Origin of the sequence: Saccharopolyspora rhizosphaerae (assembly GCF_003931915.1) — a bacterium.
Lineage (GTDB): Bacteria > Actinomycetota > Actinomycetes > Mycobacteriales > Pseudonocardiaceae > Saccharopolyspora > Saccharopolyspora rhizosphaerae.
Genome location: NZ_RSAA01000007.1, coordinates 418,313 through 438,719, shown reverse-complemented (window position 1 = coordinate 438,719; position 20,407 = coordinate 418,313). Strand labels below are relative to the sequence as shown.

The following is a 20,407-nucleotide window of genomic DNA, read 5'->3' as shown; positions in this document are numbered from 1 at the left end:
GCAGTGCATGGGTCAACCTCGTGGTGCTGGTCACAGCCGTCGCGCCTTCCTGTCCGCCTCCGCCGGGATCACCGGTGCCGTCGTCCTCTCCGGCACGGCCGGGGCCGCTGACCTGCGGCCGGCTCCCGGAGGAGCGCTCCCGCCCGGTGAGCCGATCCCGCCGCAGCAGCCCGATGCGCGGCTGCGCGCCCTGCTCGCGCAGGTCGACGAGCAGCGGGTCGAGGAGGTGGTCCGCACACTGGTCAGCTTCGGGACCCGGCACACGTTGTCGAGCCAGGACGACCCGCAGCGCGGCATCGGCGCGGCGCGCGACTGGCTGTTCGCCGAGATGCAGTCCTACGCGGCCCGGTCCGACGGCCGCATGACCGTTAGTTTGCAGGGCTACGACCAGGAACCGGCCAACCGCATCCCGGTGACCACCCGCATCACCAACGTCGTCGCCACCATCCGCGGGACAACGAACCCTGAGCGGGTGCACGTGGTCACCGGCCACTACGACTCGCGCGCCACCGACGTGATGGACGGCGTCAGCGACGCGCCCGGAGCCGACGACGACGCTTCCGGTGTCGCGGTGGTGCTCGAACTCGCCCGGTTGCTCGCGGAAGAGCCGCTCGAGTCCACTGTGGTCCTCGCCGCCGTGGCGGCCGAGGAGCAGGGTCTCTACGGGTCCGGCCACATGGCCGAGCTCTTCGCCGCCGAGGGTGCCGACGTGCGCGCGATGTTCACCGACGACATCGTCGGTTCCAGCCGCGCCGACGACGGCACCAGCGATCCGCGCACAGTCCGGTTGTTCGCCGAAGGGGTGCCGACCTCGGAAACCCCCGAGGAAGCCGAGATCCGGCGTTCGGTGGGTGGGGAGAACGACTCGCCCTCGCGCCAGCTCGCCCGCTTCGTCACCGACGTCGCGGCGAACCAGGCCACCGGGATGGACGTGCGGGTCATCTACCGGCGCGACCGGTTCCTGCGCGGTGGTGACCACATCCCCTTCCTCGAGAAGGGTTACCCGGCGGCGCGTTTCACCGAGCCGCACGAGGACTTCCGGCACCAGCACCAGGACGTGCGCGAGGAGGGCGGCGTCCGCTACGGCGACCTGCCCGAGCACTGCGACTTCGGTTACACCGCCCGCGTCGCCAAGGTCAACTTCGCCACGATCTGGTCGCTGGCCCAGGGGCCTGGCGCGCCCACGGGCGTGGCCGTGCGCACCGCCGAGCTGACCAACGACACCGAGCTGGTCTGGGAACGTGGGCCGGAACCCGACCTCGCCGGGTACGAGGTCGTCTGGCGCGAGACCACCGACGCCGACTGGACCCACCGCATCGAGGTCGGGGACACCACGACGGCTGTCGTCGACCTGTCCAAGGACAACGTCTTCTTCGGGGTGCGCGCCCTCGACGCCGACGGCCACCGCAGCCCGGTGACGTTCCCGCTGCCGCAGCGCGACTGAGCGCTCGACGAGGCCCTGGCGCCGGCGGTGCCCGGCGTCAGGGCTTGCGCGCGACCGCGCCGAAGATGAGGTTGGTGATCTCGGACTTCGCGGTGAGCGACGGGCCTTCGGGCCACCAGTCGACCGTGCGGACCAGACCCGGCGGGAGGACCTCCGTGCCGTCGAGGAAGGACAGCACCTCCTCGTTGCTGCGCCACCAGCACGATCCCAGCATCTTGTTCAGCGTGCCCTGGATCTCACGAGCCATCTCGCGGTACTCCTCGGAGTCCGGCGGCCAGCTGAAGTGCGACATCGCCACGTACGAACCCGGGGCGAGCGTCTGCAGGTAGCGCTGCACGACCTCGCGCGGGCGGTGCTCGTCGTCGACGTGGTGCATGGTGCCCGAGTGGATCAGCGCGATCGGCCGGTCGAAGTCCAGGTTCCTCGTGACCACCGGGTCGTGGAGGATGTCCTCCGGGTGGCGCAGGTCGTTGATGGAGAAGTGGGTGTTCTCGTTCTCCGCCAGCATCGCGCGTCCGTAGGCGGCGACCGTCGGGTCGTTGTCGACGTAGACCACGACGGCGTCCGGGTTGTTGGCCTGGGCGACCTGGTGGACGTTCTGCATCGTCGGCAGCCCGCACCCCAGGTCCAGGTACTGGTCGAGGCCCGCGTGCAGTGGGGAGCTCAGGAACCGCACGGCCCTGATCAGCCAGTTCCGGTTCTCCTGCGCGAGCGGCCTGGCCTCCGGAGCGATCTCCTCGACGGCCTCGAGGACGGTTCTGTCGACCTCGAAGTTGTCCTTGCCGCCCAACCAGTGGTCGTAACCGCGCGCGACGCTGGGCGAGGAGGTGTCGATGCCGGGGCCGGGGCGCTCGTCGTGCATGAGGTCATGTTCGCGCGTCGCCGGTGCGATGTCGATGTTGGGGAGATCTCGACTGTCGAACGTTCTCAGTGACTCCCGGACAGCTCTCCGCTGAGCCGGTCGTGCATGTCGGCGCTGCGGCGGTTGAGCCCGACGATCTCGACACGCTTCCCGCGGGCCTCGTACTTGGCGGTGACGGCGTCGAGGGCCGCGACGGTGGAGGCGTCCCAGATGTGGGCGTCGGTGAGGTCGATGACGACGTCGTCGGGGTCGCCGGCGTAGTCGAACCGGTGGGCGAGGTCGTTGCTCGAGGCGAAGAACAGCTCGCCGGTGACGTGGTAGACGACCTGGCCGCCGTCGGGGTCGGTGACCGAGGTGACCTCGACGAGGTGGGCGACGCGCCGCGCGAAGATGACCATCGCGGTGATCGAGCCGACGACCACGCCGATCGCGAGGTTGTCGGTGTCCACCACCACGACCACCGTCGCGACCATCACGATGATCTCGCCCGCGGGCATCCGCTTGAGGGTCGCGGGCGCGATGCTGTGCCAGTCGAAGGTGCCGACGGAGACCAGCACCATCACCGCGACCAGCGCCGCCATGGGCATCTGCGAGACCAGCGGACCGAAGGCGATGCACAGCACCATCAGGAACGCGCCGGCCAGGAACGTCGACAGCCGGGTCCGGGAACCCGCCGTCCGGACGTTGATCATCGTCTGGCCGATCATCGCGCAGCCGCCCATGCCGCCGAAGACGCCGGTGACGATGTTGGCGATCCCCTGGCCGATGGACTCGCGGGTCTTGTTCGAGCGCGTGTCGGTGATGTCGTCGACCAGCTTCGCGGTCATCAGCGACTCCATCAGCCCGACGAGCGCGAACGCCAGCGCGTAGGGGGCGATGAGCTGCAGCGTCTCCAGCGTCAGCGGTACGTCCGGGATGCCGGGGCCCGGCAGCGAGGACGGCAGCGCGCCCTTGTCGCCGACGGTGGGCACGGCGATGCCGGCGGCGACGGTCACGGCGGTCAGCGCCACGATCGACACCAGCGGCGCGGGAACGACCTTGGTGAGCTTGGGGAACAGCACCATGATCACCAAACCCGCGGCGAACAGTGGGTAGACCGCCCACGGCACGCCGATGAGCTCCGGCACCTGCGCCATGAAGATCATGATCGCCAGCGAGTTGACGAAGCCGACCATGACGCTGCGCGGCACGAACCGCATCAGCTTCGCCACGCCCAGCGCGCCCAGCGCGATCTGGAACACCCCGCCGAGGATGACGGTGGCGACCAGCACACCCATCCCGTGCTCGCGCGCCAGCGGCGCCACGACCAGCGCGATCGCACCCGTGGCGGCCGAGATCATCGCGGGCCTGCCACCGACGATCGAGATCACCACCGCCATCGTGAAGGAAGCGAACAGCCCCACGCTCGGGTCGACGCCGGCGATGATCGAGAACGAGATCGCCTCCGGGATCAACGCCAGCGCGACGACCAGACCACCGAGGACCTCGGTGCGGGCCACCCGCGGGGACAACCAGGCGGGACGGGTCAGGGTGAACTTCGGCACGCGACAACCAGACATGCTCGGGCGCCGCAGCACGGCGCGTCGCCACCACGCGCGGCGGAACGGAACGGAGGAGGGCGGGGGCGACGCTGCCCGGCTCTCACGGTAGTCGAACCCTGAGCCGCTTCCGGAAGGTGGGAGTCCCGGCCACAGCTGTGCGCTGCGCCGTCAGCCGAGGGCCCACCTTTCGCGCCAACCCGCCGCGGTCGGTGTCAGCCGCTGAGCCGGGAGCGGACCCACTCGTGGAACTCGGCGATGTGGTGCTCGCTCGGCACGAGGACGCCGCCCGAGGCGTAGGAGCGGGAGTCCATGGACAGCTGGCAGCGCTCGCAGGCCTCGAAGTCCTGCTGGTTGACGCGGTGGAACAGCTCCACCGAGCGTGACAGGTCCTGGCCGGAGGCGACGACCTCCGGCAGGTACAGCCAGTCGCAGTCGACGAGCGTGCGCTCGGCGGTCAGCGGGAACATCCGGTGGACGACCACGTGGTCGGGCACCAGGTTGAGGAACACCTGGGGGCGCACGGTGATCGCGTAGTACCGCCGGTCCTGGTGCTCACCCACGCCTGGGAGCCGCTGCGCTCCTTCGCTGCCGTCGACGGTGAAACCCCGCACGTCCTCACCGAACTCCGCTCCGTGACCGACGTAGTACTGGGCGGCGAACCCGTCGGCGAACTCCGGCAGCACCTCGGTGAGCTCCGGGTGGATCGTCGCGCAGTGGTAGCACTCCATGAAGTTCTCGATGACCTGCTTCCAGTTCGCCTTCACGTCGTAGCGGATGCGGTGGCCGAGCTCGAGCGCGGCGATGTCGTAGGCGTCGAGCTCACCGGCGTCGCCGAGGCGCTGCTCGACGTCGGAGATCACGGTGCCCTCGAAGGAAGGCGGGTCGTCGGCCAGGCACACCCACGCGTAACCGAGCCACTCCCGCAGCTGGACCCGGTGGAGCCCGAGCTCGCGGCGATCGACGTCGGGCATCGCGGCGAAGTTGGGCGCGGCGATGAGCTGGCCGTCGAGCCCGTAGGTCCAGGCGTGGTACGGGCATTGCAGCGACCGCCGGACGGCGCCGGACTCCTCGGTGCACAACCGGGCGCCCCGGTGCCGGCACACGTTGAGGAACGCGTTGAGCCCGCCCTGGCGGTCGCGCGCGACGAGCACGCTCTCCCGTCCCACCTGGACGGTCTGGAAGTCCCCGGGCTTGTCCAGGTCGGCACTGCGCACCGCGCAGAACCACCCGGCCTCGAAGATCCGTTCCTGCTCGAGTGCGAAGTTCGACGGGTCGGTGTAGTGGTGGCCGGGGAGAGTGGCCTGCAGGCTTCGCGGCAACTCCGCAGCGGTCATCTCGGGGGGCCTTCCGGCTCGTTCCACCAGGGGTCCAGTTGTTGCGTCATGAGAACCGTGTTGCTCGATCGACAACACGATGCGGGCGCGCTCGCGCACTGTCAAGGGCCCCTGCCGAGTTACCAGGAGGTAGTCGGCAGGCGGTCCGGAGGAAGGGTTTTCCCGTGCCTCACGAGGGATTCGTCGCTGGCGACGTCGTGACGCAGCCCGCCGACCCGGCCCACCTGCGGAGTCCAGGTGCGCGGTGGCCTCGTCGAGCACCACGATCGGCGGTGCCGTGAGCAGCAGCCACGCGACCGCCAGCCGGCCACCCGGGCATGTCGCCCGCCGAAGTCGCCGCCGCAGCAGCGCCCCTTCTCGCGCACCAAGACCGACCTGTGGCGCGGCCTGGGGCTCGGCGTGGGTGCTCACGGTCGACCAGGATGCTGGCCCCTGCTGAGGTGCTCACCGAGAACCTGCGCCCAGGTGCGCTCGAAGTGAAGAACTCGCACCCTGCGCGGGCCGGTTGAACGTCGCGTGCAGCACCGGGCCCTCAGTTCCTCGCCGACGTGCCGATCGCCGTCCTCAACGCCGCCGGCGTCTTCTACGCGGTGCACCCATCGAGACGCGTCGTTGTCGGACGGCTTCTTCGCAGGGAGCTTCGCGTCCGCCGCCCGCGGCGTTCTTCGACCTGCGTGACGTGCGGCCGACGTGCCCGCCCTCCGAGCGGGCACTGCGCCCCACCGGGTGCTCGCCGAAGGCGGGACCGTCCACGTCCAGCTCACCCCGCGCGAGGCGGAGCTGTCGTGGGAAGCCGAAGGCGCGGCTTGACCGGGTTGGTCACCCGGCGCGGCGGCGTTCCAGCAGGACGGTGTCGCGCCACACCCCGTGGTGCCGCGCGATGCGTTCCCGGGTTCCGACCACGCGGAACCCGGCGTTGCGGTGCAGGGCGGTGCTGGCCTCGTCCTCCGGGAAGATCGAGGTCTGCAGCGTCCACAGGCCACCGTCGTCGGCAGCGCTGATCTGCCGGTGCAGCAAGGCCTTCCCGATCCCGAGGCCGCGGAACCGGGACCCGATGTAGACGGAGGTCTCCGCAACACCGGCGTAGCACTCGCGGGTCGAAACCGGTGACGTCGCAGCCCACCCGGCGACTTCGTCGTCGACCTCGGCGACCCACCGGTGCCCGCGAAGCCACTTGGCGTCAAGGGATTCCCGCGACGGGACCTCGGTTTCGAACGTCGCGTTCCCCGTCGCGATGCCCTCGCCGTAGATCCGGCGGACCGCGTCGTGATCGCCGTCCCGGAGTTCCCGGACCACCCGTTGTCGTCACCTCACCAGACTGGGCCGTCGAGTGGAGGCGGGCAAGTTCACCCGGGGGTGACGGTGCCCGCAGCCGCGTCCACCGTGATGACCTGACCGGTGGTGATCTCCGAGGTCGCGCCGCGGACGCAGATCACCGCCGGGATCCCGTACTCGCGAGCGACCGTAGGGCCGTGCGCCATCGGTGAACCGGTCTCGGTGACCAAGCCGGCCGCGGTCATGAACAGCGGGGTCCAGCCGGGGTCGGTGGTGGTGGCCACCAGGACCTCGCCCGGTTCGATCCGCGCGTCGGCCGGGTCGTGCACCACCCGCGCAGGCCCGGTGACCGTCCCCGGCGACGCACCGAGCCCGATCATCGCTCCGTCGGCGGCGGCCTCGGGCGGCGTCGTGGCCTCCAGGTCGGTGCCGTCGGAGAGCAGCGCGATCGGAACCGTCCGGCGGCGGACTTCGCGTTCGTGGACGGCCCTGCGCTGCTGGCCCAGCTCGCGCTGGGCGGTGCCGCCGACGGCGGCGCGGATCTCACCGAGCTCCAAGAACATCACGTCGCCGGGCTGCTCGAGCAGGCCCCGGTGGGCGAGGTCATCGCCGATGCGCAAGAGCTGCTCGCGCACCGACTGCAGCGAGTACAACCACGCGAACTTGCCCAACTCGCGCAGACCGGTGAGCTTGCGGGCCCGTCGCATGCAGAAGCGGGCGAGGCGCGCCCGGACCGGGTGCGTGCGCCGGGCGCGTTCGAAGAGCTCGTCGATCGTCCTCTCCGCCCGAGCCGCGGCGTCCTCGAAACGGCGATCCGGGTTGTGCGCCGGGTCGGAGATGCGCAGGTACCCGGCGATCGTCGCGAAGATCTGCGTCGGGTCCTCCGACCAGCGCGGCACACCGACGTCGACCTCCGCCGGAGCGCGGTGCCCGTAGCGCGCGAGGAAGTCCTCCATGCCGATGTCGGGCAGCTCGCCCGCCTGGTAGCGGGCGGCGAGCTCGGTCGGTGGCGTGGTGCTCAGCATCTCGCGCTCGTGCTCGTCGAGCCGGGTCGTCAACCGCCACAGAGCGAGGTCCATCTCGGTGGTGACGTTGTGCGGCAAGCCGCCCAGCACCGCGTCCAGCTCGGCGTCGGTGGCGATGCCCTTGAGCAGCGATTTCGGCAACTGTCCGACGAGGATGCCGATGAACAGCGGCCAGATCACCTCGGAGGCGGTCATGAAGTCGCGCTGCACCTCTTCGGCGAACCGCAACCGCTGCGCCGAGTTGGCGAACGCCGGAGCCTTCGCCATGTGCTTGAGCCGCTCGGTGGCGCGGAAGGCCCGTTCGCGGGCGGTGTCGGGGAAGACCAGTGTGCGGACGAGTTCGAACGTCGCCTTCGGGATGACGACGAGGCTCTTCTCCAGCAGCGGGACGAGTGGGAACGGCAGCCCACCCGTCGTCGGCGCGAACCGCGGATCGGTGAGCAACGTCTGCACGATCCTGACGTTGCGCGGACCGTAGACCTCCATCATCTGCGGCAACCGCGAACGGATCCGCTTGCTGCGCACCAGGTCTGAGAAGTCCATGTACAGCCGGCCGCCGATCGGCACGATGCCCATCGCGTCGCCCAAGGCGCCTCCCGCCAAGCCGGCGGATCCCATCCACAACGTCGCGCCGTGCGTCATCGCCGACATGCCGGCCGGGGTGAAGGGACGCGTCATCCCCTGCATGTGCCCCATCTCGAAGTACACCCGCAGGTCATGGCTCTGCGGTGGGAGCGGGAAGAGCGTGGTGACGGCACGCGACTGCAGCAGCCACAGCCGGCCGTCACGGTCGATGGCCCACTCGACGTCCTGGGGCGCTCCGAACCTCTCCTGCACGCGCACCCCGGTCTTGCGCAGCGCCTCGAGCTGGTCGCGGTCCAAGCACCCGTCGCTGCGTGGCGGGGTGCCGTCGAGCACGTAGTGGTCGGCGGTGACCGATCCGTCGACGACCGCGTCACCGAGCCCGGGCGCGGCGTCGACGACCACCTCCGACCGCCTCCCCGTGAGGGGGTTGGCGGTGAACAGCACGCCGGCGACCTGCGCGTCGACCATTCGCTGCACGACCACCGCCATGTGGAGGTCCCCCGCGAACCCGGTGGCCTCCCGGTAGGCGACGGCCCGCTCGGAGTGCAACGAGTCCCAGCAACGGTGGACTGCCGACAGCAACTCCTGCTCGCCGCTGACGTCGAGGAAGGTGTCCTGCTGACCGGCGAAGCTGGCGTCCGGCCGGTCCTCAGCGGTCGCGCTGGACCGCACCGCCACCGGGCCACCACCGAGCCGTGCGTGAGCTTCGAGCACCTCGCGCTCGGGGACCTCCCCGGCCGCGTGCGCCCGGGTCGTCAGGCAGAAACCGTCGGGCACCCGGAACCCGGCCTTGAGCAGTTCACCGAGCCCAGCGGCCTTGCCGCCCACCAGCTCGAGCGCGTTCGCGTCCACCTGCGCGAGTTCGACCACCAGTGCGTCGTTGCCGGTCACCATCACCATCTCCAGTCCGAACGGCGAACACCACCGCCGACCAGACTTCCCGGCACACCACGACCTCCAGGCCGATGCACCGATCGTAGACCCGCGCGCAACACCCGGCCTCAAGCGTGTGACGCGGGTTTCCGCGCCATCCCGCCGTTCGCGTCGCGGGGTTGCGGCGTTCAAGCGCTCTGCGAAACCCCGGCAGGGCACGGCGCCTCAGAGGTCCCAGGACAGGGTGTGCCCGTCCCACTTCGCGCGCACTTCGAGTCCGAACGTCAGCCTTGAAGTTCGCGCGAAGTTCGACGGAGGCGGTACGCGCCCCGCGGGCCTTCGTCGATCCCGTGGAACGGGGGGAGCGTGCCGACGTTCCGACGGGGCGTTCGAACGGGTTCCGAAGCGTGGGCCGCAGCGCGCCCTCGCGTCGATCCGACCGATCTGCTGCCGTGGTACTCGGCCGTCGCGGACACCGCGACGGCTCCGTCGTGGCTCACGGGCTGTCGCGGCTCAGGCCTTGTGCTGGGCGATCTGGACGAGGTTGCCGCAGGTGTCGTCGAGGACTGCTGTGGTGACCGGGCCCATGTCGGTGGGTGGCTGGGTGAAGTGGACGCCCTGGGCGGTGAGGCGGTCGAACTCGGCTTGGACGTCGTCGACCGCGAACGAGGTGTAGGGGATGCCGTCGGCGACCAGGGCCTGCTTGAAGGGTGTGGCCGCGGGGTGCTGGTCGGGTTCGAGGACCAGCTCGGGACCGTCGCGGTCCTCGGGCGAGACGAGCGTGATCCAGCGGAACTCGCCCATCGGGATGTCGTGCTTCACCTCGAATCCGAGCACCTCGGTGTAGAAGCGCAGCGCCTTGTCCTGGTCATCGACCATCATGCTGTGCAGGTTGATCTTCATGGTCCCGGCCTTTCCCTGAGCCAGCGCTCGACGATCGGTTCGAGCGGTGCGGTGTCGATGTGGTGGTGCTTGAACCGGCCTTCCCGGCTGGTGCGGATCAGGCCTGCGGTTTCCAGCGCGTCGAGGTGCTGCGAGATCGCTTGCCGCGACGAAGCGAGTCCGTGCTTGGTCGCCAGCCGCGCGCAGATCTCGAACAACGTCTGCCCGTCGTGCTCGGTCAGCTCGTCGAGGATCGTGCGCCGCGTGCGATCGGCCAGAGCCTTGAACACGGCGTCATCCACACCGGCCACGATAGGCAAGCAGCGACTTGCATGTCAACGGCACCGGTGCCCACGGCCAGGTCGACCTGGCAGGTCGAGGGTGCGCCACCGCGGCCCCGCGGCCGCTCATGAGCTGGACCGGTCGGGCTCTGAGCGCGTACCCGCCGGGAAACGCCCCCAGGCCGTGGAGGTTCCGGCCGAAGGCCTCGTCAAGACGACTCCCTCCCAGGGCAACCCGACAGCGCTACCTACTCGGGAGTAGGTAGCGCTGTACGCTGGTGGCGGCGGTGTGGTCGGGTGGTGAGGGGGTTCTTCTCGATGATCGACGAGTCGCGGCCTGCCGGGCTCTGGGGACGTGCCGGAGCTCGCGTCCGGCAGGTCAACCAGAGCCGGCGCGTGGTGGGTGCCTTGCGGGGAGCTCGGAGGATGCTGCCCGGGTCGGGCGAGGTCGCCTTCGCCGGCTCCGGCAAGCCTGCGGACCGGGTGGCCCGGCTGGTGCTGCAGGCTGCCGGGGACCGGCCGAGCGCCGTGCGGGAGCTGGGCTTGGCGACCGTGCAGGCGTGGCGGGCGTTGACGAGCAAGGGGGCCGTGGACGGGGCGGTCACGATCATGTTCACCGATCTCGTGGGCTTCTCCAGCTGGGCCCTGCGGGTCGGGGACGACCAGGTCCTGCGGTTGCTGCGCCAGTTCTTCGAGGTCACCGACGACGTCGTCGGCGGGTTCGGCGGCGTGGTCGTCAAGTCGCTCGGCGATGGCGCGATGGTGGCCTTCTCCGACGTCGACAAGGCGGTCGAAGCCGCCGCCGCGCTGGGCTCGGCGGTCAACGCGCTCCACCACGACGGCTACCGTCCGTCGCTGCGGGTCGGGCTGCACCGCGGTCGGCCGCGCAAGGTGGGTCGGGACTACGTCGGTGTGGACGTCAACATCGCCGCGCGCGTCGCCGACGCCGCCGGCGGCGGGGAAGTGCTGGTCACCGGGCAGGTGCTGGACGCCGCGGAACGGGACCGCTACGTGGTGCGCAGCCGCCGGTTCCGGGCGAAGGGCGTGCCGAAGGGCACGGCCGTGTTCGCCGTGGTTCCGCACCACGGCCGGTGACCGGCCGGGTGTACCGTCGCAACCGGACAGCGCGCTGTCCAGTTCTGCGAAACCGGCCGAATGGGATCGACTTGCGCATCGTCCTGACCGCCATGCCCGTCTACTCGCACCTCGTCCCGCTGCTGCTGCCGGTCGGCCGCCAGCTCCGCGAGGCCGGGCACACCGTCGTCGTCGCCACCAGCGAGTCCATGGCCGGGACGGTCGAAGGCGCCGGGCTCGAACCGCTCGTGCTGCCCGACCTGCTGACCATGCGCGACCTGGCCGCCGACCCCGAGCGCTACGGGGCCACGGGGTTCGACGAGGACCACGCCCGGCGGCGCGGCGTCGAGACCGTCGGCGTCACCTCGGACGTCTTCGGCGGCAACTTCGTCGAGCTGCTCGGGCGCCACTTCGGCGAACGGCTGTGGGAACACGCCGACCGACCCGACCTGGTCGTCCGCGAGGCCACCGAGTTCGGCGGCTACTACGCGGCGGAGAAGTGGGGCGTGCCCAACGCGGTCATCGACATCGGCCCGATGGCGCCGTTCGGCGACGTCCTCGACCACCTCAACGCAGGCCGCGCGCACTTCGGGCTCGACCCGGTCACCGACCCGTGGCAGCCGATGCGCACGTTCCGCGCCGGGGTGGTGCCCGAGGCCTTCTACCCGGACGCGGCCCGGCTCGACTCCGCGCGCCACTACCGGATGCCCGACGGTGATCCGCAGCAGCTCGACCCGGCCGTCGCTGAGCTGCCCGACCGGCCGCTGGTGCTGGCGAGCCTCGGATCGAACGCGCCGATGATGCTCGACGAACGTCCCCAGCTGATCGAGACGATCATCGAGGTGCTGGGCAAGCTGCCGGTCACCGGTGTGGTCGCGCTCGGCGCCCACCGCGAACCGCAGGAGTGGACCGGGGTGCGCGCGGAGAACGTGCACCTGACCTCGTTCGTCCAGCAGCAGACGCTGTTGCCCGCCTGCGACGCGTTCATCACGCACTGCGGCTTCAACAGCACGCGGGAAGCGCTCTACGCGGGTGTGCCGATGGTGGGTGTGCCGATGTTCGCCGAGCAGCCCGCCAACGCCGGGCGCATCGCCGATCTCGGCGCGGGGCTGACGCTCGCCGTCGAGGACGCCTCCGCTCCGGCGTTGCACGAGTCCGTGCTGCGGGTGCTGGAGGAGTCGTCGTTCCGCAGCGCCGCGCGCGGGATGCAGCGCCGGACGAGGGCCCTGCCGCCGCTCTCGCAGATCGTGCCGGACCTCGAGCAGCTGGTCTGAGCGGGGCCGAGCGCGGTCACGCCTGCTGCAGCAGCCGTTCTTCGAGTGCGGCCAGCTCCTCGTCGGTGAGAACGACGTCGAGGTACCGGAGCGCGTCGCCCCGGTCGGCGACGGGTGCGATCTCCTGCGAGCCGTCCGGTCGTTCGACGATGAGGGTGTCGCCGATGAGCTTGCGGCTGATGCCGTGGTCGAGCCGCATCACGACCAGCTTGCCGGTGAACGGCGAGTTCGGGTGCGTGGCCGTGTAGTGGTTGAACACCTCGTAGTCGATGAGGCGCTGCGGCTGGTCGTCGAAGGCGTGCAGCGGCTCCCACCCCTCCGCGGTCTCCTTCTGCAAGGTCCACGCTCGACCGTCCCGGACCAGCCGGTGCTTCCACCCGGCCTGGTCGACCACCGCGCCGTCCTCCAGCGGCATCGGGCGCAGCACGCCCGCGCCGAAGCCGACGTCGGCCAGGTGCTCCACGCCGTCGACGGTGACCACGAGGTTCATGTGCGTGCGCGGTCCACCGCGGTGCGGTTGGACTCGCGCGGCCCGCCGGGAGACCTCGTAGCCGAGGCGCTCCAGCACGGCCGCGAACAGCAGCCCGTGCTCGAAGCAGTAGCCGCCGCGCTGCTTGCGCACCAGCTTGTCCGTGATCGACCCCAGGTCGAGTTGCGGTGTGCGGCCGCTCGCCGGGTCGACGTTCTCGAACGGGATCGTGCGCACGTGCGCCTCGTGCAGCGCGGCCAGAGACGCGGCGGAGGGCGGCGCCGCGGATTGCCCGGTGCGGGCGAGGTACGCGTCGAGGTCGAGCGCTTCGACGTCCTGGGGATCGGTCATGCCTCCAGCCTCACACCTCGAGCGAGGTCCACGTCAACGGCCTTTCGGGCTTCCGCCACCAGGGTGAGCAGGTCGATCTCGGAGACGGCAGGTCCACCAGCAGCTGCTCGTAGCTGGGGAACACCCGCTGGGCGACGGTCGCGCGGTGGCCTTGAGGTGCAGGCGGTCGCACCAGGTCTCGCCGCGTGCGGTACCCGCCCCCAGTCGTTACGCCTGGGGGGAGGGGTCGCCCGATGGTGAGCAGCGACTCCGGAGCACGGGCGCGGCTCGAAGCGCGCCCGACCAACCGAGCCGTCCCTGCCGATCAGCCGACAGCCCTTTGTGGAACCGGGCAGTTCTGCACGCTCGCCGCCAGAGTGCAACAATGCACTCCATGGTTGATGGTGCAACTCCTGCGGCGAAGCGTCGGGTCCACACCGCCCACCGGCTGACCGCGGCGGCACGCCGCCGCACAGCCGAGGACGGGCTGTCGGGCTTCACCGTGGACGAGATCTGCGACGAGGCGGGCATCTCCAGGCGCACCTTCTTCAACTACTTCGCGTCGAAGGAGGACGCGGTGCTGGGGTTCACGACGCTGTGGGACCAGCACGAGATCGAGCAGCGGTTCACCGCCGGAGGCGAACCGGACCGGCCGGGGGTGTCGGCGAACCTGCTCGACGACTACGCCGGGATGCTCGTCGAGCGGTGGACCGAGGTCGGCCTCACGCCCGAGCAGGTCGCCGACCTGGTCGCGGCGATGGATCGCGAACCCCGGCTGCTCTCCCGGCTCTTCGAGAGCATCCGCGCTCGTGAGCGGGCCGACGTCGAGCTGGTGCGCGGGCGGGAGGGCCTGCGGGAGGGCGACCTGCGGGCGCAGGTCGCGGTCCAGCTCGTCGGGGCTCTCGGCGGGGCTTGCATGGGCCGGTTCCTCGAACCCGACAACGCCGACCCGCTGCACACGATCATGCAACGCCGCTTGGCGGCCGCTCGAGAGGTCTTCGCGGCCGCGCTCACCGGAGGGACCCAGTGACCGAGACCGAACCGAAGTTGTTGCTCACGAAACGGCGGATCTGGATCATCTTCAGCGCCCTGATCGCGGGCATGCTGCTGGCCAGCCTCGACCAGACCATCGTGTCCACCGCGATGCCCACCATCGTCGGCGACTTGGGCGGCGTCGAGCACCAGGCGTGGATCACCACCGCCTACCTGCTGGCCACCACCATCGTCATGCCGATCTACGGCAAGTTCGGCGACGTGCTGGGCAGGCGCCGGCTGTTCCTCATCGCCATCGCCCTGTTCACCGCCGCGTCCGTCGGCTGCGCCGTGGCCACCGACTTCTGGACCTTCGTCGTCTTCCGCGCCGCGCAGGGACTCGGCGGCGGTGGCCTGATGATCCTCTCGCAGGCGATCATCGCCGACATCGTGCCCGCCAACGAACGCGGCAAGTACCTCGGTCCGCTCGGCGGCATCTTCGGCCTGGCGGCCGTCGGCGGCCCGCTGCTCGGCGGGTTCTTCGTCGACCACCTGTCCTGGCAGTGGGCCTTCTACATCAACATCCCGATCGGCATCGCCGCCTTCGCCATCACCTACTTCGCGCTGACCCTGCCCAGCAAGAAGGCCACCGAGCCGCTCGACATCCCCGGTGTGGTGCTGCTGGCGCTGGCCACCACGAGCCTGATCTTCTTCACCGACTTCGGCGGTGACACCGCCCACGGTTGGAGCGCACCCGAAACCTGGCTGTGGGCGGCGGGCCTCGTCATCGCGGCGGGGCTGTTCGTGCTGGTCGAGTCGCGGGCCAGCGACCCGATCATCCCGCTGTCGCTGTTCCGCAACCCGATCTTCGTCAACGCCACCAGCATCGGGCTCGTGCTCGGCGTGGGCATGTTCGCCGCGCTGGGCTTCCTGCCGACCTTCCTGCAGATGTCCACCGGGACCTCGGCGGCGGTCTCGGGCATGGCGATGCTGCCGATGATGGCCGGCCTGATGCTGACCTCCATCACCTCCGGTGCGCTGATCACCAAGACCGGCCGGTACAAGGTGTTCCCGATCCTGGGCACCCTGGTCACCGCAGGCGGCATGCTCGCCATGACCACGCTGTCGGCCGACACGCCGGTGTGGCTGCTGTGCGTGTTCCTCTTCGTCTTCGGCGCCGGCCTGGGCCTGATCATGCAGGTCGTCGTGCTGGTGGTGCAGAACTCCGTCGACCCGTCGATGATCGGCACCGCGACCAGCACCAACAACTACTTCCGCGAAGTCGGCGGGGCGCTGGGGACGGCGGTGTTCGGCACGATCTTCTCCACCCGGCTCACCGAGAACCTGACCGAGATCTTCGCGGGAGCCGGGGCGTCCGCGGACCAGGCGCAGCAGTCGGCGGTGTCGCTGTCGCCGACCGCGCTGGAGCAGCTGCCCGAACCGGTGCGCGAAGCGATCGTGTCCGCGTACGCCGACGCCCTGGCACCGGTGTTCTGGTACCTCGTGCCGTTCATGGCGGTGGCGTTCCTGCTGTCGCTGGTGCTCGAGCAGATCCCGCTGTCGGACGTCGCCGGGCTGGTCGCGCGGGGTGAGGCCATCGGCGGCGAGGAGGCAGAAGAGCTCGAAGCGCAGCAGCGCGCGGCCGCCAAGAGCCGCTGACGTCACGCCGTCTCGCCGACCGCAGGTCCGGGGCGCGCCCACGCGGGAGGGTGCGGGCGCGCCCCGAGTCTGGGGTGGGAGTTCCGCTGGAACTCCTCACCGGCCCAGGGCGCTCACCGGCCGCTGGGGGCTTCGTCGGGTGCGTCGGAGGTCTGGTCCGGAGAAGCCCTCCGCCGTGCGGTCGGTGGCGGAGGGCGGTCCGGCGGGGTGCGAGGCGTGGGCTGGGAACGAGGCGCCGCAGGTGGTCGAGGCCGGTGCGGTCGCGGTCGGCAGGTGCGGAGAACCGCGACATCGGCGCCGTGGCATGGCGGTTCGGGTCATGCTTCACTCTCCGAACTGGGAGGGGTGAATCAAGAGCGCCTCGTGTCCAGGCTTTCCCGGGCCGGAGGGGAAGTCAACAGTCCGCTTGTGGGCTGGCCGCTTCTCGCCAGCCCCGATGCGGCGGTTCGTGCGCTTCGTCCGGTCTCCGCTGGTTCGGCTTCCACCGTGCGGAAGTGCTGGGGAGCGGCGGGTTTCGGGCGGGCTCCACGCCGGCGAGCGTCGCGGCTCGCGCTTCGAAGGGCACACCGGGCGAGGCCGTGGTGGCCTCGCCCGGTGTGCTCGGGCGTCCGTCAGGTCACGGGAAGTTCGCCAGGTTCGACGGGGTCGTCTCCGGCGGGGTCACATCGCCCGTGTCGTTGATGATGTGGGTGATCGAGCCCTTCTCGTTGAGCGACACCGTGGCCAGGCTGTGGAACTTCACGCCCGGCACGGCCGGAACCTCGAAGGCGTGGTGGTTCTTCACCTCGGGGTTGGTGTTGAAGAAGCAGTAGCTCCCCACACCCCACGCCTCGTGGTCGGTGACCTGGTCGCCCACCTTGTAGGCGGCCCAGCCCTCCAGGCCGTTGTCGTTCATGTAGGAGGCCTGGTCCGGGACGTCGTAGGGCATCTCGTTCTGGAAGAAGACCGTCTTGCCGTTGTTGCCGTTCCAGACCACCTGGTACTTGTTGTAGTGCTCGACGAACAAGCCGGTGGCCGTCACGTCGTCCCCGTTGACCAGCACGCCGGTCTCGCCCGGGTTGACGTCCCACCCGAACGTCCCCTCGTTGCCGTGGTCGGCGCGCCAAGCCCAGATGTGGTCCATGACGGTGTTCTTGCTGTTGACCACAAGGCTGTTGGTCGCCTTGCCGGCCACCGTGCCGCCCAGCCGGAAGAACACGTCCTGCAGGATCGTCGGGTTCTGCGAGTGGTCCGCAGAAGCGCCCTCCTCGCCCACGGTCAACAGGCTCGGCGAGTTCTGGGTGCCCGCGTCGAAGAGCACTCCCTTGATGCGCACGCCGTCGACGTCGGCGACCTCCACCGCCGTCTTGCCGGTGTCGGGCATCAGGGTCGGGTAGCCCACCCCGAGCACGATCGTGTCCGGGTTGGTGATCCGGATCGTGTCGTCGAGGTGGTACACGCCCGGGGTGAAGAACAGGTGGCAGCCCGACGCCACCGCGGCGTTGATGTCGGCGGCCGTGTCGGTCGGCTTGGCCACGTAGAACTCGCTCATCGGCACCGACGTGCCGGGAGTCTCACCGCCGGCCCAGCTCGGGCCGCTGGCGTTGGTGCGCACGTCCGGGCGGAACACCTGGAACTTGCCGGCCTCGTCGACGTGGAGGTACGGCACGTCGGCCGACACCGGCGTCGACTCCAGCGTGGTGTGCGGCGGCTCCGGGAACGCGGTGGGCGGCGCGCCGGCGACGCCCGAGAACGTCATGTTCCACACCCCGCCGTCCCACGCGCCCAGCTGCGAGTCGCGGGTGTACCACTGCTGCTGGGACGAGGACTCGGTGGTGCCCGACACCTTGGTGTCGGCGAGGTAGCCGCCGCTGGCCCAGCCGTAGCTGGCCGGGTACAGGTCCAGGTCGCCCTGGATGTCCATGCGGCGCATCGGCGCGGCCTGCGACACACCCCAGCGGTTGGCGCCGTTGGGCTTGACGGTCATGTTCTCCGCGGAGCGCCAGAAGTTCTGCGTGGCGTTGCCCTCGTCGGAGTCGTTGAACGCGTCGACGGTGATGTTCCCGTTGATGGTGACATCGCCCGGGTTCTTCCCGAGACCGGCCACCGAGGTGTAGTAGCCGACGTTGTCGTTGACGGCGTACTCACCCGGCTTGAACAGGTGCGCGACCCGGTCCTCGGACATCTGGTCGGTCAGCGTGTCCTTGAGGTTGTTGAAGTCCTCGTCGAGCTGCTGCTGGATGGTTTCCGGCGACATCGAGGGGTCGAAGATCCGCACGTTCGGCCCGAAGTCCGGTGTGTCGGTCCCCGCGCACGCCTGGGGGCCGGGGGCCGGAGCTGCGGGCTTCGCGGGCTGTGCGGGCTGTGCGGGCTGCGCGGGCTGCGCGGGCTGTGCGGGGTTCGCGCCGGGCATCGCCGCTGCGCTCGGCGCGACGGCGGTCACGGCGGCGACAGCGGCCATTCCCGCGAGGAACGGGAAGCGGCGTCGCTCACGCCGTTGTGAGACGGGAGTCATGTTCTCAAGCACCTCCGAAGAAGGAATGCGACGAACGCACCGCGTGCGAGCGCTCTCGGCTCCGGCACCCTAGACCGATCCAGAGCGCCGCCGGAAGTGCGAGCAGCGGTGCTCGTCGTGAAACGGCCAGTGCCGCAACGAGTTCCCGTTTCCCAGCTGAGACGTCTGCGGTGGACAGAGCCCGGCGCTGTGTCCCGTTCCCGGACCGGACATCTTCTTCCCCTTTTCCCGTGCACGTCCGCAGAGCGGGAAGAAGTGGTGAATTCGCGGCCCCGAGCGTTCGCTTCGCTCGGCGGTGGAGGAGGATTGTCGCGGCTCCACGCGCCGCTTCGGAGGGCGTTCCGGCGTGCTCGCCACGACATCGCTCGGCGCCCGCGGTTCCGCCGCAGATCTCCCGCAACCCTCGATCGCGAGGCCACGCGGAGTGGTGGGGACGTGCCCGAGAGGCCGTCCCGGCCCTGCGAGAAGACGGTGCAGCGTGCGAGCTCCGGGGTGTTCAGCCGATCTCGCCGAGCGCGCGGAGCGCGAAGTGCAGGTCGTAGCTCAGCGACGGTGAGTGCAGCAGGGAGCGCTCCAGCAGTTGCTCAACGCGCACCAGCCGCTTGCGGAGCGCGGTGCCGGAGATTCCCAGGGCTTCGGCCGCAGGGTTCGACCGGGTATCGGCGAGCAGCCAGCAACGAACGGTCTCCAGCAGCTGCGGCGAGTCCCGCAGCGGAGCCAAGAGCCGAGCCGCCCAGCGGCGCACCTCCTCGCAGCGCAGCAGTTCCTCGAGCTCCTCCGTGGAGCCCGGCGTCGCGGGCGAGGCGCGCAACCGGAGCGCGAGCTCCAAGCAGGCCTGGTCCTGCAACCGGTGCAGGTCGCGGCCCAGCAGCGAACCGATCTTCTGCAACCGTGCGCTGAGGGTGTTGCGGTGGATCTTCAGGTGGCGGGTGGCCTGGTGGTGGAACGTCAGCCAGGACATCAGGGTGGCCTGCAGGTCGTCGCGGGCCGGGTCCTGCGGGCGTTCCGCCTCGAACTCCTCCAGCCCGGCCAACACCCGTCGCGCCCAGGCATGTCCGCGACCACCGATCTCGGCGGCGAGGTCGTGGCTGCGCCGGAACGTCGCGAACCGCTCGGTGTTGCCCCGCGCGTGCGCCAGTGCGTGGAAGGCCTGCGTGTAGCCGGTGGGGAAGTCCTGCAGCGGCAGGACGGCGCTGATGCCGACGCTGATGCGGCCGGTGGAGACGTTCGCCGTGGCCACCAGCTCCCGCAGGCACGCCAGCTCGTCCTCGTGGTCCGTGGGAGCGACCGCGGGGATGAGGTGTCCGCTGTAGACCGGGCACTTGATCATCCACGCTCGCCCGCCGGTGATGTCGTTCAGCACTTCGGCGACGGCGTCGCGCTCGCCCTGGTCGATGGCGCCGACCTCCACGACCCACACCCGCATCGGGTCCGGCAGCGCGTCGTTGAGCGCGCCGGCCGTGCGGTGCGCGGTGGCGAGACCGCCGTCCATCAGCAGGTGCAACACCGCCTCGCGGACCTGGTCGTCGGCCGCGTCGACCCGCCGCCACCGCTCCTGCGCGAGCTGCGCTCGCCACGTCAGGCTCAGCACGCGCAGTGCGTCGGTGCGGTTCGGCTCGGTGGTGAAGCGGTCGATCGTCGAACCGGAGAGCGCGAGCGTCGGCGCGTCGGGCTCGGAGGAGATCGCGAACGCGGTCAGCTGGTCGTCACCGCAACGCTCCACGGTGGAACGCGCCCCGTCACGCCGGAGGCGGCTCACGATCCCGGCGAGGTCCTCGGGCGGGTGGCCGGGGGTGAGGGGGTTTCCCGCGCGGTCGAACAGCGCGGCGTGGCCGCCGACCTCCCGAGCGATGCGCCCGAGCAGGCGCCGCAGGCCGGCGGGCTCCGCGGCGTCGCGCTGCATCTGGCGAAGCCGCTCCAGGCAGTGCTGCTCTTCGACGGGATGCACCACGAGAAAACCCCCGCTACGTCACACGAACGAGTGAGGATCTTACGTGGCGGGGGTTCTGGTGCAGCAGCCCGCACCCGTGACA

Annotated in this window: 14 protein-coding genes and 1 pseudogene; 5 read left to right on the top strand and 10 right to left on the bottom strand. The window is 70.4% G+C overall.

What is annotated here, in order from left to right; all coding sequences use genetic code 11:
* The first annotated feature begins 7 nt into the window (after positions 1-7).
* Positions 8-1,444, top strand: a complete 1,437-nt coding sequence (locus EIL87_RS08635; protein WP_125089637.1) for a M20/M25/M40 family metallo-hydrolase — start codon at positions 8-10, stop codon at positions 1,442-1,444.
* A gap of 37 nt (positions 1,445-1,481) precedes the next feature.
* Here the strand turns inward: EIL87_RS08635 and EIL87_RS08630 are convergent, their stop codons facing one another.
* The 7 genes and pseudogenes from EIL87_RS08630 to EIL87_RS08600 form a co-directional block, all read right to left on the bottom strand.
* Entirely contained in the window at positions 1,482-2,306 is an 825-nt protein-coding gene (locus EIL87_RS08630; protein ID WP_125089636.1) for an SAM-dependent methyltransferase, read from the bottom strand.
* Positions 2,307-2,371: 65 nt separating this feature from the next.
* A complete protein-coding gene (locus tag EIL87_RS08625) occupies positions 2,372-3,850 on the bottom strand; it encodes a SulP family inorganic anion transporter (RefSeq protein ID WP_233576106.1) in 1,479 nt (492 codons plus the stop codon).
* A 209-nt stretch (positions 3,851-4,059) separates the two neighbouring features.
* Positions 4,060-5,181, bottom strand: coding sequence for an aromatic ring-hydroxylating oxygenase subunit alpha (locus tag EIL87_RS08620; RefSeq protein WP_125089634.1), 1,122 nt, complete (start codon positions 5,179-5,181; stop codon positions 4,060-4,062).
* An 819-nt stretch (positions 5,182-6,000) separates the two neighbouring features.
* Positions 6,001-6,474, bottom strand: a pseudogene (locus EIL87_RS08615) (N-acetyltransferase family protein); the annotation flags it as partial.
* A gap of 53 nt (positions 6,475-6,527) precedes the next feature.
* Positions 6,528-8,960, bottom strand: a complete 2,433-nt coding sequence (locus EIL87_RS08610; protein ID WP_125089632.1) for a PEP/pyruvate-binding domain-containing protein — start codon at positions 8,958-8,960, stop codon at positions 6,528-6,530.
* A 492-nt stretch (positions 8,961-9,452) separates the two neighbouring features.
* Positions 9,453-9,842: a VOC family protein gene (locus EIL87_RS08605; protein WP_125089631.1), complete on the bottom strand. Its 390-nt coding sequence runs from the start codon at positions 9,840-9,842 to the stop codon at positions 9,453-9,455.
* Positions 9,839-10,123, bottom strand: a complete 285-nt coding sequence (locus EIL87_RS08600; protein WP_125089630.1) for an ArsR/SmtB family transcription factor — start codon at positions 10,121-10,123, stop codon at positions 9,839-9,841. Before EIL87_RS08600 ends, EIL87_RS08605 begins: the two co-directional genes overlap by 4 nt.
* 297 nt (positions 10,124-10,420) lie before the next feature.
* Here EIL87_RS08600 and EIL87_RS08595 point away from each other — a divergent pair, with 297 nt between their 5' ends.
* Together EIL87_RS08595 and EIL87_RS08590 are read left to right on the top strand one after the other, a co-directional pair.
* On the top strand, positions 10,421-11,197 hold the full coding sequence (locus EIL87_RS08595) for an adenylate/guanylate cyclase domain-containing protein (protein ID WP_125089629.1): 777 nt from the start codon (positions 10,421-10,423) through the stop codon (positions 11,195-11,197).
* Between the two features lie 71 nt (positions 11,198-11,268).
* Positions 11,269-12,450, top strand: coding sequence for a glycosyltransferase (locus tag EIL87_RS08590; RefSeq protein ID WP_125089628.1), 1,182 nt, complete (start codon positions 11,269-11,271; stop codon positions 12,448-12,450).
* A 16-nt stretch (positions 12,451-12,466) separates the two neighbouring features.
* Here EIL87_RS08590 and EIL87_RS08585 read toward each other — a convergent pair whose 3' ends face one another.
* Positions 12,467-13,270, bottom strand: a complete 804-nt coding sequence (locus EIL87_RS08585) for an arylamine N-acetyltransferase family protein (RefSeq protein WP_125089627.1) — start codon at positions 13,268-13,270, stop codon at positions 12,467-12,469.
* A gap of 373 nt (positions 13,271-13,643) precedes the next feature.
* On the opposite strand from EIL87_RS08585, the gene EIL87_RS08580 reads away from it, so the two are divergent.
* The gene (locus EIL87_RS08580; protein ID WP_199740312.1) at positions 13,644-14,279 is read left to right on the top strand and encodes a TetR/AcrR family transcriptional regulator; all 636 of its coding nucleotides are present in this window, start codon (positions 13,644-13,646) and stop codon (positions 14,277-14,279) included.
* Positions 14,276-15,880 carry an MDR family MFS transporter gene (locus EIL87_RS08575; protein WP_125089625.1) on the top strand — a complete coding sequence of 535 codons (1,605 nt, stop codon included), beginning with the start codon at positions 14,276-14,278 and terminating at the stop codon, positions 15,878-15,880. Before EIL87_RS08580 ends, EIL87_RS08575 begins: the two co-directional genes overlap by 4 nt.
* A gap of 616 nt (positions 15,881-16,496) precedes the next feature.
* On the opposite strand, the gene EIL87_RS08570 is transcribed toward EIL87_RS08575, so the two are convergent.
* Together EIL87_RS08570 and EIL87_RS08565 are read right to left on the bottom strand one after the other, a co-directional pair.
* A complete protein-coding gene (locus EIL87_RS08570; protein ID WP_233576105.1) occupies positions 16,497-18,374 on the bottom strand; it encodes a hypothetical protein in 1,878 nt (625 codons plus the stop codon).
* A gap of 496 nt (positions 18,375-18,870) precedes the next feature.
* Positions 18,871-20,325: a helix-turn-helix domain-containing protein gene (locus EIL87_RS08565; protein ID WP_125089624.1), complete on the bottom strand. Its 1,455-nt coding sequence runs from the start codon at positions 20,323-20,325 to the stop codon at positions 18,871-18,873.
* Between the last annotated feature and the right edge of the window lie 82 nt (positions 20,326-20,407).